Below are 16,486 nucleotides of genomic sequence, written 5' to 3'. Positions count from 1 at the left end.
TGCGAGACTTTCCCTGACTACAGGGCCTCAGAGTTTATGCTGTTCACCTTATATAAATGCGTCGCGCCTGCTGTTAATCTGCATCAGAAAACTCGAAAGCTGTGAGTCACCTTCGAGTTACCGTAGAGGGCTCTAATTTATTAAGCTCATCTTGTTTCACGACTCCCACAATCAGTCCGAGTACGAGTCGTTATGAAAAGTGTTTTGTACGGTGCGATTAACCTGACTGTGAGCACGAGAGTTTTACCACAAACCTCGCTATCATTGGCTTTTTCTTCAAAGGAAAACTATGAAAGCCCCGCAATTACTCTTTGTCTTCGTCGCGATCTGCGTTCCCCTTGAGGTCGCGAATGCCAGTGATCATCCCAATGTAATCATGATTCTGGCCGATGATTTGGGTTACGGCGACCTTGGTTGTTTCGGCTGCAGGGATATTAAAACGCCGAACTTGGATCGATTGGCGTCCCAAGGCGTGCGCTTGACGTCGAATTACTCGAACAGTTCGGTCTGTTCGCCCACGCGTTTAGCATTGCTGACCGGCCGCTATTTTCAACGGCTTGGTTTGGAGTGGGCGGTCTGGTATCAGGCACCGAACGAGGGACTGCCGCCCCAGGAGAGTTCGCTCGCGTCCATACTCAAGCAAGCCGGCTATACCACCGCACTGGCTGGCAAATGGCATTTGGGCTACGAGAAAGGCTGGCGTCCCAATCAGCACGGCTTCGATTATTTCTTCGGTTGTCTCGGCGGCAACGTCAACTACTTCAAGCATTACGACAAGACTAATACGCACGATCTCTTCCTCGACGAGAAACCGTTGCATACCAAAGGCTACGTCACCGACCTGACCGCTGACTATGCGATCAAGTTCCTCGAGCAAATGAAGGAAAAGCCCTTCTTCCTCTATGTCGCGTTCAACGCACCACACTTTCCGTTCCAAGGTCCCGAAGACGAAGACCGGGAGTTCAGTTGGCATGAGGGAACTCGGCAGGGTCAGTATGTGCTGATGGTGGAAAGCCTGGACCGCGCCGTGGGCCGAATCGTGGCCGCCATTGATTCAAATGCCTTGAGGGACGAGACGTTGATTGTCTTTACCAGCGACAATGGCGGCGAAAAGCTGGCCCGCAATCACCCCCTGCGCGGCAAAAAAGGAACGCTCTGGGAAGGGGGCATCCGCGTGCCGGCTATCGCTCGCTGGCCCGGCAAAATCCCGGCCGGCACCGCAACTGATGCGCCCGTCCAGACCATCGATTGGTCGGCGACGGTGCTGGCTCTCGCAGGCGCTAAAGCTCCCTCGAATCGTCCCTTGGACGGCGTCAACCTGATGCCTCTGCTCAGCGGTAAAGGAGAACTCGCCAATCGCCCGCTCTTTTTCCGCCGGGCGCTCGATCCTCATCGGGGCAACGTGAAACAGCAGCGAGCCGTTCGGCTTGGGCGGTGGAAGTACCTCGATACTCCCGCTGGTGAGCAATATCTATTTGACCTGGATAAGGACATCAGCGAACAAACGAATTTGATCGAACAAGACCCCAGGCGAGCAGCGAAAATGGCGAGTTTGCTCGACCAATGGGAAGCGGACGTCGACCCGCCACTCTACGATCAACGCCAACAAGCCCGCAAAAACCGCAAAAACCGCTGACCTGCCCCCGCGAGTGACACCAGTCACACGTCTTAGTGTTCTGTTGTTTGCATAGCTGTTCTGCTCGCCTGCGGGAGCGTAGCGGAAGTTGGAGAGCAGCTTCACTTCCGGTACCGGAGCTCTATAACCCGGCCCTTCAAATGAGCGGAATTTACCTAATCGCAATACCACGGTCCTTTCCCATTGATCCGTTACCTCGATTATAAGCGATGCGATCAAGGCGAGAACTCGCGCAAATAGCCCGGAATGTCGTGATAAACAGCCCCGCTGAAAAGTTCTGCCGCTGTTTTCAAAGCCCATCAGGCGGCCGATGCTGCACTCCAGCTGGAAATACTGGGCAAAGACAAAAAAATAGAACCAGCACAAGCAGCATTACCGGTACTGGAACAGCAAGTCGACCGATTACTGACTGCCATTGCCGCTCACGTCGATTCTACTGCCCCGGAAAGAGACACATAATGGAGACTGCATCAGGATTTGGCGTCCGGATATAGTTCATCGAAGATAGTCCAATTCACATCGGACTGGCATAGGTGTCTTGCGTACAGACCATGTCATTGTATAGTATTATTCGATGCAACGATTTCCTTATATCACCGATTATATAAACGAAGTTTTCGCGAAAGAAATCACCCAGTGGGATTTTATTCTGCTGCGCCCTTTGCTGATCGTTTTCTATTTCTTTTTGCGGTTCATCAGCTTTCCGATCAAATTTATTCTGCGACGTTGGCCACTCGGATTCGAGGGGTACCTGATCGACTTCTGGATGGCATTCGGCTTGAAATATCTGGCTCGCCATGATGCAGCTGAATTGTTTATGCGGCACGTGCAAATCGAGCCACTGCTTTATCGTCATATGCTTACGCGTAGTGACACAGTGACCGAAAACAATGAGAGAAAGCTGAATGGGATCAACGGCGATTTCAGTGTCGAGAATACGAAAACCATTGTCGACAATAACCTGACAATCGGACACGACCTGCTCTCTTACGAACTGGTGGATCGTTTTGACAAGACTGTCTTCCTGGAGAATTTGGAATACATTAGATCAATCAGGCCTGAAAGCCACGAAAACTACAGTAAAGCGATACTGGAAGAAAACCGGAAACACTCGTTTCAGCTCCTGGGGGCCACGAATCTCGTAATTTTGATTGTCACAGTCATCACCATCTTTGGTGACCTGAAAACCACGATTACCGCTTTGAACTCGTTTGGTTCAGATTCGGTTCTCTTATGGTGCATGAAACAAATCTACGCCGAGAATAAGCAGGTTCAGATCGATCTGGATTTCTTCATGCAGGAAGTGAGTAATCGAGGACACTACAACAGCAGCGCGTTTTTTTCCAATCCGAGTCAGTATCTCTACTATCACATCGTTTTTGATGAAGTCGTCTATGACATACTGATGAATCAGCCCCCGGTTCCAATGAATTCTTGAGTAGAAAATGCCCTGCTATATCACGCGAACTGCTTCTTACCTCCCCGGTCCCGCAGTAGAAAACGATGAAATTGAGCGGTTTATCGGATCGCTTGATGGTGAAGCTGCGACGAAAGAGAAGATCTTATCGATGAACGGGATCGTTCGTCGTCACTACGCACAGGACCAATTACAACAGAAAACACATGATGTTTATGGGCTGGCTGCCAGAGCCGCACAACAATGTCTGAGTGAGTACACAGCCGCTGATACCGTCACTTATCTTGCCGCGGGAACCACTTATACACCACTGGCGGCCCCCGGCTTTGCATCGATCCTGCATCATCGATTACAGGCAGACGGTTACCTGAATTATCCCGTGGAGATCAGTTCTCACGCAGGAATATGCTCATCGGCTGCCAATGCCATGGTTGCTGCGATTCGCTCAATCACCGCAGGCCATCATCGTACGGCACTTTGCGTCGGTGCAGAGCACGCCTCAGAAATATTAAAGTCAAGTGTGATTCAACCGATCGATGATCGATCTCAACACGATAATTTACGAAACAGCCGCTGGTTTATGTCAATCTTTTTGCGGTTCATGCTTTCCGATGGTGCGGGGGCTTTTCTACTGCAGGATCGTCCTGACTCAGAAAGATTATCTCTGCGAGTAAACTGGACCCACTCAATGTCGTTTGCACATGAAGCCCCGTTATGCATGAAGCTGGAAGGCCGCACAGCTCTGCTGAGCCAGGATCTTTCTGTTTTGTCGAGCTATCTGGTTCCGCTGGCAACCAAATTTCTGGATATCGCTCTCGAAACACATCACGATTCTCTCGACTCGTATTCAACCATTTTGCCCCATATGTCGTCCTATTTCTTTCGTCGTAAAATGGAACGTGTCATCGCATCTCATTCCAGTAATCCACAGAATCCGGTTCCCTATTGGACCAATCTTGCCACCGCGGGAAATACCGGTTCTGCCAGCATCTACGTCATGTTGGACCAGTTCCTGAGACAGCATGAGCTACGAGATGGCGACCGGATTTTGCTGTTCATTCCGGAGTCGGGACAATTCAATTTTGTGCTTGTCAGTTTAACTGTGGTGATGCCATGACAGGCACAGGTCCAGACCCAAAGGTGACTGCAAACCAGAAAAGACTTGCCATCATTGGTGGAGGCAGCAGTGGACTGATTTGTCTGAAGAATGCTCTCGAATCGCTCAATGAATGGGACATCGTATGTTTTGAGAAGTCGGATCGAATCACAGGGTGTTGGGGAAACCCCTATCCAGGCTTCGTCTCGACTTCTACCAAATACACTAGAGGTAGTTTCAAAACCCAAAACTACGTGAACAGTTTGGTATAGTATTTGTACGAGTACCTCCCTCGAAAGGAGGTCTCATTATGACCATGACCCGCGTGTCACGACCTGCCACAGGTCGCAACATTACCGGGTCCAGGACGGAACCAAAACCACAACTCTCGGACGAGCAATGGCTTCTGATCAAAGATCTGTTTCCAGAACCACCGGTAAACGCAGCCGGAGGGCGGCCCAGAGTGGCTGCCCGCGAGTGCCTCGAAGGAATCCTTTGGGTATTAAGGACCGGTGCCCGATGGAAAGATTTACCAACATTTTTACCATCTCCCAGCACCTGCTGGCGGCGTTTCAAGGAATGGACCGAAGACGGTGTCTTCCTGGAAGCGTGGCAGCGATTGCTCGAACACTTAGACCGCCGGAAGCTGGTTGTCTGGTCGGAAGCATTCGGGGATGGCACATTCTGCCCCGCAAAAAAAGGGGCGCCGATGTCGGAAAGACAAAACGGGGAAAGGGAACCAAGCTTATGCTGCTGGTCGACGGAAACGGGCTCCCTCTCGCTTTGGATCGTGCCAGTGCCTCTCCGGCAGAGGTGAAGCTGATTGAATCCCTGCTGGACCAGCGAGTTTTGCCACGCGACCCCGATCGCCTGATTTATGATCGTGCGGCCGACAGCGATCCCCTGCGCACAGAGCTGGCGGAACGGCAGATAGAGCTGATCTGTCCGCATCGCAAGAACCGTGTGAAACCAGCGACGCAAGACGGGCGTGCTCTGCGGCGATATCGACGCCGCTGGAAAGTCGAACGCACCATCAGCTGGCTGTTCAACTTTCGTCGTCTGGTAATACGATATGAACGATACAGTCATTTGTTTTTAGGATTCGCACAACTCGCGTGCGTGTTCACCTTACTTAATAAGTTATGAAACCACTTCTAGGCAATTTTCATGCTTTACTCCTTTTGATGCCAGTGTGAAGCCCGATGGTGGCGCAAGTCGATCTGAGTTTTTTCGGAATGATGAATATGGTCAATATCTGGAGCAATTTTCGGAAACGTTCTCGCTCCATGGCAATATCGTCACACAACATCGTGTGGACAGGATTTGTCGCGATGTCGATCGAGATGGCTGGGAATTATTGATTACTGACCTGAAAGAAGGACAAGCTGAATCAACCACAGAATATTTCGATTGTGTGATCCTCTGTACTGGCCTGACTGCTGCACCAGTTCAAATAGATTGCAAGATCAAGACATTGTCTGTTTCCGAACTGCATCATCCTGACGGGCTGGGGCACATTTCTGATCAACGTATTGTGGTCATCGGTGGTGGAGAGTCTGCCGTTGATTATGCAAACCGTCTTTCGCAACCCGAGCTGAATAATAAAGTCTATTTGTCATTAAGGTCGGGAATTCGAGTCAGCCCCAGATATCATCCCATTCGGGGAGTGCCATCGGACTTTTTGAGAAATCGATTGATGCTATCGATTCACGAAGATATTCGAAACTGGATCGGGCAACGATTCGTTGAAATGCGCATCCGCTACCAGGAAATATTTCGCCGATTATTTCCCGCAAAAGAGGTAAATAATCTATCGCCCACCGAAATAGATCAGGACGTGAGCCAGATCCGTAAAGCATGGGCTTATAAACTCACGAAAGCGGCAAAAGATGACTTGTTCAATATGTTTCATAACAAGAGTGATGATTTTTTAGACGCTGTTGCCGAAGGCCGAATTACAATTGTCGGACCTCCCAATAACGATCAGTTCACTGTATTCCGCAGTTTTGATTCCGATTACGAAGAGCACATCGAGCCGACTCTCGTTGTTCCGGCAGTGGGCTATCAGGAAAGACTGAGTGAATTATCGGCAGGGCACATTCAGCTTTCGGACTTTTACATGGGCTGCATACATACAACTCATCCAGATTTGTTCCTTGTCGGTTTTGCACGTCCGATTATTGGAAACATCCCCTCCATCAGTGAGGTGCAGGCACGTTTTGTGTGCGGGTTAATTGCAGAAACGTTTCCTCGTCCTGCTAATATCGTGGCACTGCATCGGGCAGATGCCCTCAGCAGAAAAGTCCGCTATAAGCACTTGAGACTAGAGTCAATTTATCCAGTGGAGATGTTTCCTTATTGCGATCAGTTAGCCAGACTGATGAACACGTTCCCAAGGTTGCGTTCTATCGGTTCATTGGCTGTCTGGTGTCGAATGCAGCTTACTCCAGCTACAACTTTGCATTACGACTATCGTGAAAAGTCATCATCCGAACTGTATGCGTCTACCCCTGTCTACATGCCCCGGTCGCTAATAATATTCCTGCTGGTGATCAAGCCATTCGACTTCGTGTACCGAACTTTTCGAAGACTGGTCAAGCGATCCTCTGAACCGTAGCCGCTGATCTCTTAAACATCTTCCCCAAATGCAGAGATTAAAGTGACTGGGTCTCGATTATTCTGGACCGCTCCAGAGTTACTCCTTTGCGTCACTATTGGTAGCGCTCTGTAGTATGGGGGGAGGGCAAGTCGATTCGACGGGAGACTCCACACAGCAGGGGGCAGATACCCCCATGACCTGTGCGCTCTCTATTTGTTGTGATAAACAACAAATTCTGAAACGAGAGAATCGAAAAGCGACTGGTAGAAATCGATAAATGTGATCAACGCGATCGGAAGATGCGGGAAGTCATGACTTCGATCACGATTGTCTGCAGACCGTAGTCTTCAGCTTTGACACGCTGCAGGATGTCTTCGATCTCGTACTGGTCGGACCGCTCCATCTGCCGACCGGTCGAGTAAGTGAGCAGCTTTTCAATCAGACAGTGGGTGAACTTATCAAGACGGTTTTCGAGCAGCACATGCTTAAAACTCTCAAAATCTTTGAATGTTTCGCCAGAAGGAAGTTTGCCTGTCGGGTCGACCTTCGGGCCGCTCCCTTTCCCTCTCGGATGCGGGTACTTTTCCCGCCAGCGGCCGATCGGATCAAATGTTTCCAGCGCAAAACCGTGGGGATCGATATTTCGATGACAGACGTAACACGTCTGGTCCTGGCTGTGTTTTGCCAGTCGTTCACGAATCGTTGTGGCTCCACTGACGTCAGCCTCAATGGCAGGCACTTCGTCAGGCGGAGGTGGTGGCGGCGTTCCAAGCAGATTTTCGAGCACGTAGACACCGCGCGTGACCGGCGAAGTATCAACGCCATTGGCGCTGACAGTCAGCACACCGGCCATGCCCAGCAATCCGCCACGTCGTTTCGTACCGGAGAGCTTGACGCGCTGAAAGCCATCTTTCAGTCGCAATTTGTCTTTTTCAGGCAACTGGTAGAGGTGGGCGAGTTTCTTGTCAACAAAGGTAAAATCAGCGTCCAGAAAATTCTCTACCGATCCGTTCTCATCCAGCAGGGAACGGAAAAACAGGCGGGCTTCCTCTTTCATCGATTCCGGCAGGTTCTGAGCATAGTATTCCCAGGCCGCTCTGCGCGGCGGAGGCTGATCGCCGATAGCACGCAGATTGAGCCAGCTGTCCAGAAAGCCATTGACGAATTCTTCCGAACGCGGATCTTTCAGCATACGTCTAATCTGCTTCTGTAATTCTTCTTTATTCTTCAGTTGACCAGAGGCGGCCGCGGTGAACAATTCTGCATCAGGCGGTGTCGTCCAGAGTGCATAGGAAAGACGCGACGCCAGATCGTACGGGTGTAGCTCAAGTTCATCCTCGGGCGTGATCTCGCTGAGGTATAAAAACGAGGGAGAGCACAGGATCATCTTCACCGTATCAAGAGCCGACTGACGTGGTGTCGCCTGCTCGGACAATCGCTGTTCGTAAAGCACTTTGATCCGCCGTTGATCGGATTCGTTCAACGGACGCCGATAGGCCTTTTTCGCAAAGCTAAAGAGCTGCTCCAGGGCCTGGTCCTTCTGAAACCCCTCTTTCCCGAACACGGCGATCTCTTCTCTGCTACCGCCTGGTTCCGAAATCGGGCCGTGGATTTTGATTTCGCTGATCCTGATATGAGGCAGCTCTCCTTCGCGAAGCAGCGCACTTCGTCTGACTCCCGTCTCAGGCTTCTTGAATTCGTCCTTGTAGCGTTTGTTGAGTGCGATGACGGACGCCCGCGACTCATAAGGTCCGTTCGGAAAAATGAAACGAGGTGTCTGCCCGGCTTCCAGCCAGACACGAAACTTTAACCACTCTGGTTTGTCATCCGGAACAATAGAGCTGGCCAGGATCGGTTCAATCGCCTGGGGATAGTGGATATGTCCTTTCTTCACATCGCCGGGGACAACCGCCAGTTGAAATGGTTCCGAAAAGTCGATGCGGAATATCTTGGGATCGTAGTGCGTGTCGCGGTGCAGCGCCTGGGCTTGAACCTGAATGTCATACAGTCCTGAGACCGGCACGCCTGCCAGGAAATCTTCAATGTGCCCATAGCCCCCCTGGCGTGTGTCGGTATTGGGTTGTTCATAGAGACAGAGATAGCGATAGTTGAAGACACTTCGATGAGAACCCGACAGTTCTTCATACTGTTTGAAATGGCCGTTAAAGTGCCACGACTTCGGTTTCATCTCAAGTTTTCCCAGACGGGCTTCGACCAGTCGGGAGGCTGCCTGGAAATACTGATCCAACAGAAATCCGGAAGTCACCAGCGACTCACCGATGTTGTCCATGTGCTGGCTGGTCTCCTCCTTCGGGAAGTCCGCCGTTAATCCCAGTGTGTCGACACGTCGGTCAAACAGGGTGGCCAGGGTGTTTTCATATTCCCGATTGGAAAGGCGACGCATGATGGTGCGTGACCCGGTACTTTCAAACTGGCTGCGCGCATCCTGAATGCTGTCGCGCAAGGCACCGATCAAGGCAAGTCGCTCTTTGTCAGTCGGCTGGTCCGCTTCTTCGGGGGGCATTTTTCGCAGGGTCATCTGATCGATAATCCCATCCGCGGTGATCAGCTGCTGCTCAGTTTTGAGCGGCAGAGTAAACGTTTCAAACTCGCGCTCACCATCCGCGGTCGCCTTGTCATGGCAATCAAGACAGTATTTTTTCAAAAGCCTGCTGACGGTCGGATTGTACTTGTGTTGTGGCTCCGCTGCAGAGCAAGGCAGCAGCAGGGAAACGCAGACGGCGAAACCGCAAACGGCGCGAAATGCCCGCATGCTGAGAGATTTAATAGGCCGCGTATTCATCTTCAGGAGAACCTTCCGGTACTCGTTCCGAACGATTCCTTCTCAACACCCATTCTCTGAGCGATATCCAGGAAGAGGTTGCACAACGGGACCTTGCCCGGGCCTTTTGAGGGGGCTTTCTTGAATTCACCAGTCCCATACCCGCCTCCAGCCAGAATGATGGGCAAGTCTGAGTTGGTGTGTGAATTGGCATTCCCCATACCGCTGCCGAACAGGACCGCGGTCGAATCGAGCAGTGTCTGATCACCGTCAGAGATACCCGCCAGACGGGTCAGGAATTTTCCAAACTGTTCGATCTGATATTGTTCAAGAGTGACCAGGTGCCCGATCGACTCTTCGTTATTACCGTGATGCGAAAGACCATGGTAGGACTTATTGATACCCAGATGCTGTGGCAAAAAGCTGCCGCCAATCTCCAGAGTGGCAATCCGTGTTGAATCGGTCTGCAAAGCCAGCGCGATCAACTCGTAGAGCATAGGCAGGTCTTCCACAGTGTTCTTATCAGCCGGCTTGTCGAATGGTGCTTTCGGCTTGGGCTGATCAGACCAGACCTGGCGGAGCTTCAGACGTTTTTCAACATCGCGAATGGAACTGAAATACTCATCGAGTTTTGCTTTGTCTTCACTGTTGACTCGCTTCGAAAGCGAACGGGCTTCATCGTGAATCGAATCAAGTATCGATTCCTGCAGCGAATTCTCTTTCACTTTCCGTGCCTGAACCTGTTTCGAATCTGCGACGAACAGTCGGTCAAACAGTTCCGCAGGTCCCGTAATCGGCGGAACCCGAACACCTGACTTCGTCCACGAGAGCTGACAGCCACCATGGATCCCCCCTTCAGAACCGACCGTGAGTGACGGAAATCGTGTCTGATTGCCGATTTCATCCGCAATGAATTGATCGATGGTAACGTTGCCGTCTGTACGATTCTTGGACTCGTGATGCAGCAAACCTGACAGGAACGTATGCACGGCAAAGTGGCCGCCGCGAAGTCCATGATCGAGTCCGCGATAGACTGTCAGCTGATCACGATTGGCTGCAAGCGGCTTGAGCAGTATCGTTTCTTCAAAGTCTTTGCCAGTTTTCTCAGGAAAAAAATGCTTCAGTTGAAAACCGAGTAAGTTTCCTACTGCGACAAACCGTTGAGCCCCCGCACCTGCCCCACGAGATTCGGCAATTGCTGAATTCCCCGCAAATGAGCTCGTCATCAGAGAGGGCAGCCCGGGTAAAGCCAGAGATCCGGCAACGGAACGGAGAATGAATCGGCGACGATTGATTTTGTTGTTCATTCTGACAGTCTGTTTAATATCAAAGGGAAACTTTCAATACTCTCAAAAGCCTCAATGTTCGAAAATTGTTTCTATGAGCGGCTAAGAGTATTTTTATGATGTACAAATCCCGCCCCTGAGGCTGAACCTGCTCCCTCAATTTTACCCCAAATGGGGCTGCAACGCTATGTATATTTACAACAAGATCCACAATCACAGATGTGATCTGAGCTGGGAGTCAAGTACGATTGTCCGCATTAAACGGGTCAAGGAGCCTGATCCGGGCCTGCAACTGCCACTGTAAGTTCACCAGAGAGAAATCCCGCCATTCAAAATGTTCAGGAATATCATGACAGGAAATCTCAAAGCTGATCTAAGTTGAGCGTATCTGAACCACAGGCTTATCTAAAATCGATCTTTCCCTGAATCGCTGAATCGAGTACTCTCCTGCCTCCTACCCGGTTCTGACTTTCTCAGAACAACATTTCCCCCCTGCTTATCATCGAAGATATGCGCTGTCCGCACTTTCTGGGCCGAGTGGCAGCTTAGCATTTGGAGGCCTGTACATTGCTTAAGACATCTCGCCGCCGTTTTCTGTTTTATGGAATCAATAGTGTACTAACCTGTTCTCTAACTGGTTGTGGAACAATTCTGTACCCTGAACGCAGAGGACAGCCTTCCGGGCCGCTTGACTGGAAAATCGTCGGCCTTGACTCAATAGGCCTTTTGTTTTTCTTTATACCAGGTGTAATTGCGTTCGCAGTAGATTTTATCAACGGGACAATTTACTTGCCGACCTATGAATATGGTGAGTATGGTATGACAGATCAAAACAATCAGGATGCAAAACTCAGATCTGTTTCAATTCCCCCCAATCGTATTTCCACAGCTGAAATTAGTGAGGTCGTTTCAAAGCACTCCGGTCGCAAAGTGATTCTGCTGCCTGGAGAATACGAGACGCAACCAATCAAATCGATTGATGAATTCTGGTCAGTCGAGCGTGAGATGAACGGGCAATCCTGAACCGAATTCCGAATACCATTCAATTCGAATCAGCAGACTATAAACCAGGTTAGGGTATGATTGAACTTCATACACGTGACAGGATTGCTCCACCAAGGCTGTACAACTGACTTCACTTTGCAAAGCGGAACTTCAACCACGAATAGATACTGGCTCCAATTTGCTGGTAACCGAGCTTATTCGGGTGAACGCCGTTGTTGACCGGATAGCCGTCCACAATATCGAGGTTTAACTCGGTAGGGATGATAAACAGGTTTTCTTGTTCGCGACCTGCGAATTTTTCGATTTGCCGTTGTACCAGCCGATGTTGAATTTTCTTCCAGCCCCAACGGCTGTAGCGGTCTTTGTAGTTGGCATAAAATGCTTCCTGACGGGAATTCCCCGGAGTGGTTAAACAGATCCCCACCTCAGCCTGAGGCGCGGCCGCCTGCAGGGCTTTGATTAAGATGTCTGCCTGCGTGAACATACCATCGATTTTGTCATCAATGGCGTCCTGTTTCGCCGAGAAACAATCGTTAATGCCCAGCATAATAATCACGACGTCTGGCGTGTTACCATTACATTCTTCTTTAAAGTAGCGTTTGAAATCCAGGCCCGGCTTACCGTCTTTACCGAGATATACAAACGGGCTGCTGCGTTTGCGGTACGTTCCATCGGGGTGGGGCTCGTACTTCGAGACGAACCGCTGCCAGGTCCAACCACCGTAACCTTCATGCGCGACGCCTTTCGCAGCGGACTTCGGTTTGTGCGTTCCCAGCATTTGCCATTTTGGATTGCCGGGAGTGGAGAGCAGCCGGGCGATTTCGTTGGAGTATGTGGTGGCGTGGGTCAGGCTGTCACCAATGATTAACAACCGACAGGTGTCGCGCTCGGAACCCGAATTGGCCGCAGCAACATGCAGGGTGGTTTTCGCTGTTCCCAGAATTTTCCCGTCAGCGTCGGTCACCTTCACCGACAACGGATGTTGCCCCACATCGGAATCTTTCGGCGTGACCGTCCAGCGATTCTGCTCAGCAGTACCGATTTTACAACTGACCTCAAACCGATATTTCTCTGGCGTTTCAGTCAACACGATGTTGTCGTAATAGATACTCATTTCCACGCCGGGCACCGCATAAAACGCGGGTGGCAGTGTCAGTTGCAGAGATTCTGATTTCTCTGCTGCGACTGCAGGACAGGCTGAGAGAAATAAGAGGAGCGATAAATTGATCAGCAATCGGGGGAAGTCTATTTTTTGCACGGATCTCTCAATCTGATATTAATTAACCGGGATTTCCCATGGGGGTTGATCCTGAAACCGCTCCAGGCAGAACCCGAGTCCTATCGTAACATCGCCCACCCCCTCCGCGTCCAGCGTCTGACATTTTTTTTCTGGGAATTCCTGCCCTGCTTTTCTCCCGATCATTGTCATCCCCTTTAAGCCTTGATGGTGAAATTCCATTCTCGATATGATGAAGCTAACTGCATCATCAGCGTCTCTCTGCAGACAATCATTCAATCAAAGCTAAGGATAACCCATGACTGCGAAGAGTTTTCAACCGGTAAAAATTGGTGTTATTGGCCTGGGACGGTTTGGGCGATTGCATTCATTGACGTTAGCTGGACTGGCGGAAGCGGAACTGGTGGGGGTGGTCGCACGTCGGGAAGAAAGCCTCGCTGCCCTCCGCAAAGAACTTCCCGATGTGCCAGGCTGGACGAATCTGACTCAGGCGATTGAAGAATCGGGCGCAGAAGCGTGGGTGGTCGCCTGCACGACGCGGTCACATGTGACTGTCGCGCGCGAACTGCTCGAACATGGCAAAGCGGTACTGCTGGAAAAGCCGATCGCAGATAGTCTGGCAGAAGCGGAAAGCCTGGCTCCACTGGTACGGCCCGATTCCAGCAACCTGATGATTGGACACATCCTGCTGTTTAACAGCGAGTTTCAGGAGTTGCGGGAGGTGGCCCGCGAACGGGGCCCGATTTCTTATATCGATTGCGTACGACATCGCCCCGCGAGTATTGTTGCGAACTTTCCGGGCGAGAACCCGCTCCATGCTGCAATGGTACATGACCTGTATTCGACACAGGTGCTACTCGATTGTGCGGAACCGGATCATTTCAGTGCACAATATCATCGGACTGCCACAGGCGCCATTGATCTGGCTGTGGCACAACTCCAGTGGAACGGTGGTCCGGTGGCATCGTTCGCTGCCTCGTATTTAACGCCCGCAGGAATGCCGCCCCGCGGGTTTGACAGAACCGAAGTGTTTGGTGAGGGGTGGTCGGCGCGGATTGAACCGAACCCGCGACCGATCTCCGTCTGGGACAATGAAGCCTCCTGGCCTCTGGCACTGGAAGTGCGTGCTAACCCACCCAGCGGCATGATGGCTGAGGAGTTACGTTGCTTCTGTCGGGTTGTGCGTAACATGGAAGCAGTGCCCACTGGAGCGACCTACTCAGATGCCATGCAGGTGCAACGCTGGATGGAGAAGCTGAATGCGTTTGTCTGATCAGCTGGTGCTTTACTTGTCCACTGGAATTACCGGCAGGACAACATGCGAAGGCCTTGCTGCATCGTGAAAGATCGTTTGCTTCGCAATCTGGAACTTTGTCGCCAGGCCGAGATTGTCTTCGTCCGTATTGGGATTTCGGAGGTAGTACGGATAGTAGCTGCTGGAGATCTCAATGCGGATCCGATGCCCGCGCGCGAAAACATTGCCCGTCGGTCGCCAGAAATCAATCTGGTATTCGTACGGCTGATTCGGTTCGATCATGCTGAGTTTATGCGGATTGAATGCCCCATGACGTTCGGGATCGCGATGGCGGGCCCGCATGACGCCTTCCCCCAGGAACAGGGATCGGCCGTCGGGATGCACATCGGCTAAACGGATCATCCAGTCGGTGTCGAGCGCACTCGTAGCGGCAAACAGGCGGGCCGTGATCGGACCGACCAGTTCGACATCCTCTGTCAACACCGGCGTGTCGTAGACCAGCACATCACTCCGCGCTGCCGACTTGCTGATGTCGCGCGGTCCGTCAATATGGCCGTTGGTAAAAGGAGCCGAGGGGGTCGGGTGGTGCGGATCGTAGACATACCGGTCAGCCTGCTCATTACCAGGAGGCTGCGTACTCAGCGTGCCATCACCGTCGGAAGAGTTCGCTTTCCCACCGCTCCGCAGATAGTATTTAGTGAACTGCGTCTGCGGCAACGGCCAGTCCTGGGCGGCACGCCACTTGTTGCGCCCCATCACGAACACGTGGACGGGCGGATCTTTCAACACGCCGTTCTCGATTCCTTTCAAATGATAATCGAACCAGCGCAGAATATAACCGTCCCAGTCGATGATCGCCTGCTCGCCAAAATCGACATCGGCAGCTTTTCGATATCGGTTAATAATGTGCTGCCAGGGACCTATTACGATCCGCGGGTGACGCGCGGCGGGCGTACCGCCATATTGCTTCATTGCCAGATAGTTCATCGGCGTGCCAGGAAAGTTTGCGTCGAACCATCCGGAAATTGCCAGGGAGGGAACTTTCACTTTCGCATAACTTTCAGGGGTCTGATAAGCAATGGCCCGCCAGTATTCGCCGTCGGCGGTGTTTTGTAAAATCCACTTCCGCCACCATGCATTGGGTTTGTAGTTCCGGGTTTTGTCGAAGTCGATGTAGGGGAGCCGGTCATACGCTTTTTCGCGATTGACAGCAAAGCCGCCGTATGCACCGGGACCGGCGCTGTAGGGCAAACGGTCGGACATCGAACCTGCCCAGTCCATCATCCAGCAGACGAAGATCCCGCTTTGATAGGGACAATTATAAAAATTGTCGGGAGGCGCGACTTCGGGTACGATGGCTTTTAAAGCCGGTGGCGACTGCGAAGCCGTCCACCACTGCGTCCAGCCCATGTATGACAGCCCGTAGGTCCCCACACTGCCAGTGCACCACGGCTGCGCGGCAATCCACTGCACCAGATCGTAGCCATCCGTTTTATGTTTTGGTGAAAACGGGTCCCATTCACCGCCCGATTCAAAACGACCACGTGAATCAACATTGATCACCACATAACCGCGTGAGGCAAAATTCTTCGCCCGTGCCGCCTGCCCGTTTTTGTTGTAGGGCGTTTGCTGCAGGATGGCGGGAAAACGACCCTCCGCCTGGGGACGGAAGATATCAATCTTCAACTGAACACCATCTCGCATGGGGGCATCGCAGTTGCGTTCTTCGATGACAGTGTACTTGACAGGCGAATATTCGCCCGGTTGCGGCGGTTGCGCCGTCACGAGTGAACTGAAAAGTGGAATGACCGCAGCAACGATAAACGCGATCCGACTGCCCTGAAGTTTCCAAGAGAAGACCATCCGTTTTGCTTTCCTGCGCTAAGACAAATGACAGACCAGGAACGATGACGGTCTGGACTTCAGTATAAAAGCACAACGTCCGACCCTCTACGATGCCTCGTTAAGTACGTTCAAATCATTAGAAACTTTTAGCAGGCCGAAATCAACACAGGAATTGTCTCTGCAGAACTGCCATCGTTTCCTTCCCGCTGAGTGGCGCAGGCTGCTTTTACTGGTCCCACTTCCCTGCTGATGAAAGACACTGGCATGTTACCCATACAACAGGACAGCGAAATCGGCAGGGTTTCCGGGATAAATATCTTTGCAGGCC

At 51.6% G+C, this 16,486-nt stretch carries 12 protein-coding genes; 8 read left to right on the top strand and 4 right to left on the bottom strand.

Annotated features, from left to right (window positions below; all coding sequences use genetic code 11):
- The first annotated feature begins 289 nt into the window (after positions 1-289).
- The 6 genes from Enr10x_RS19910 (at position 290) to Enr10x_RS19885 (ending at position 6,766) form a co-directional block, all read left to right on the top strand.
- Positions 290-1,636 carry a sulfatase gene (locus Enr10x_RS19910; RefSeq protein ID WP_145451125.1) on the top strand — a complete coding sequence of 449 codons (1,347 nt, stop codon included), beginning with the start codon at positions 290-292 and terminating at the stop codon, positions 1,634-1,636.
- A gap of 574 nt (positions 1,637-2,210) precedes the next feature.
- Positions 2,211-3,074: a hypothetical protein gene (locus Enr10x_RS19905; RefSeq protein WP_145451124.1), complete on the top strand. Its 864-nt coding sequence runs from the start codon at positions 2,211-2,213 to the stop codon at positions 3,072-3,074.
- Positions 3,075-3,081: 7 nt separating this feature from the next.
- Entirely contained in the window at positions 3,082-4,170 is a 1,089-nt protein-coding gene (locus tag Enr10x_RS19900) for a 3-oxoacyl-[acyl-carrier-protein] synthase III C-terminal domain-containing protein (protein WP_145451123.1), read from the top strand.
- On the top strand, positions 4,167-4,421 hold the full coding sequence (locus tag Enr10x_RS30665; RefSeq protein ID WP_145451122.1) for a hypothetical protein: 255 nt from the start codon (positions 4,167-4,169) through the stop codon (positions 4,419-4,421). Before Enr10x_RS19900 ends, Enr10x_RS30665 begins: the two co-directional genes overlap by 4 nt.
- A gap of 44 nt (positions 4,422-4,465) precedes the next feature.
- Positions 4,466-5,295, top strand: a protein-coding gene (locus Enr10x_RS19890; RefSeq protein ID WP_390621349.1) for an IS5 family transposase whose coding sequence is annotated in 2 segments (ribosomal slippage) — positions 4,466-4,856 and positions 4,856-5,295 — 831 coding nt in all. Because the reading frame shifts where the segments join, the coding sequence is not laid out codon by codon here.
- The gene (locus Enr10x_RS19885) at positions 5,285-6,766 is read left to right on the top strand and encodes an NAD(P)-binding domain-containing protein (RefSeq protein WP_145451121.1); all 1,482 of its coding nucleotides are present in this window, start codon (positions 5,285-5,287) and stop codon (positions 6,764-6,766) included. Before Enr10x_RS19890 ends, Enr10x_RS19885 begins: the two co-directional genes overlap by 11 nt.
- A 265-nt stretch (positions 6,767-7,031) precedes the next feature.
- Here the strand turns inward: Enr10x_RS19885 and Enr10x_RS19880 are convergent, their stop codons facing one another.
- Both Enr10x_RS19880 and Enr10x_RS19875 read right to left on the bottom strand, forming a co-directional pair.
- Positions 7,032-9,551, bottom strand: a complete 2,520-nt coding sequence (locus Enr10x_RS19880; protein WP_145451120.1) for a DUF1592 domain-containing protein — start codon at positions 9,549-9,551, stop codon at positions 7,032-7,034.
- Between the two features lie 2 nt (positions 9,552-9,553).
- Positions 9,554-10,837: a DUF1552 domain-containing protein gene (locus Enr10x_RS19875; protein WP_145451119.1), complete on the bottom strand. Its 1,284-nt coding sequence runs from the start codon at positions 10,835-10,837 to the stop codon at positions 9,554-9,556.
- 546 nt (positions 10,838-11,383) lie between these two features.
- Between Enr10x_RS19875 and Enr10x_RS19870 the strand changes: the two genes are divergently transcribed.
- Complete coding sequence (locus Enr10x_RS19870) at positions 11,384-11,839, top strand: polyribonucleotide nucleotidyltransferase (protein ID WP_145451118.1); 456 nt, start codon at positions 11,384-11,386, stop codon at positions 11,837-11,839.
- A gap of 112 nt (positions 11,840-11,951) precedes the next feature.
- Here Enr10x_RS19870 and Enr10x_RS19865 read toward each other — a convergent pair whose 3' ends face one another.
- Entirely contained in the window at positions 11,952-13,079 is a 1,128-nt protein-coding gene (locus tag Enr10x_RS19865; protein WP_197997300.1) for an SGNH/GDSL hydrolase family protein, read from the bottom strand.
- Positions 13,080-13,356: 277 nt separating this feature from the next.
- On the opposite strand from Enr10x_RS19865, the gene Enr10x_RS19860 reads away from it, so the two are divergent.
- Entirely contained in the window at positions 13,357-14,331 is a 975-nt protein-coding gene (locus tag Enr10x_RS19860) for a Gfo/Idh/MocA family protein (protein WP_145451117.1), read from the top strand.
- Between the two features lie 12 nt (positions 14,332-14,343).
- Here Enr10x_RS19860 and Enr10x_RS19855 read toward each other — a convergent pair whose 3' ends face one another.
- The gene (locus Enr10x_RS19855) at positions 14,344-16,176 is read right to left on the bottom strand and encodes a CocE/NonD family hydrolase (protein ID WP_145451116.1); all 1,833 of its coding nucleotides are present in this window, start codon (positions 16,174-16,176) and stop codon (positions 14,344-14,346) included.
- Positions 16,177-16,486 lie beyond the last annotated feature (310 nt).

It is taken from the genome of Gimesia panareensis (genome assembly GCF_007748155.1).
GTDB lineage: Bacteria > Planctomycetota > Planctomycetia > Planctomycetales > Planctomycetaceae > Gimesia > Gimesia panareensis.
The sequence above is the reverse complement of the archived record's forward strand: the minus strand, read 5'-3'. Positions and strand labels throughout refer to the sequence as shown.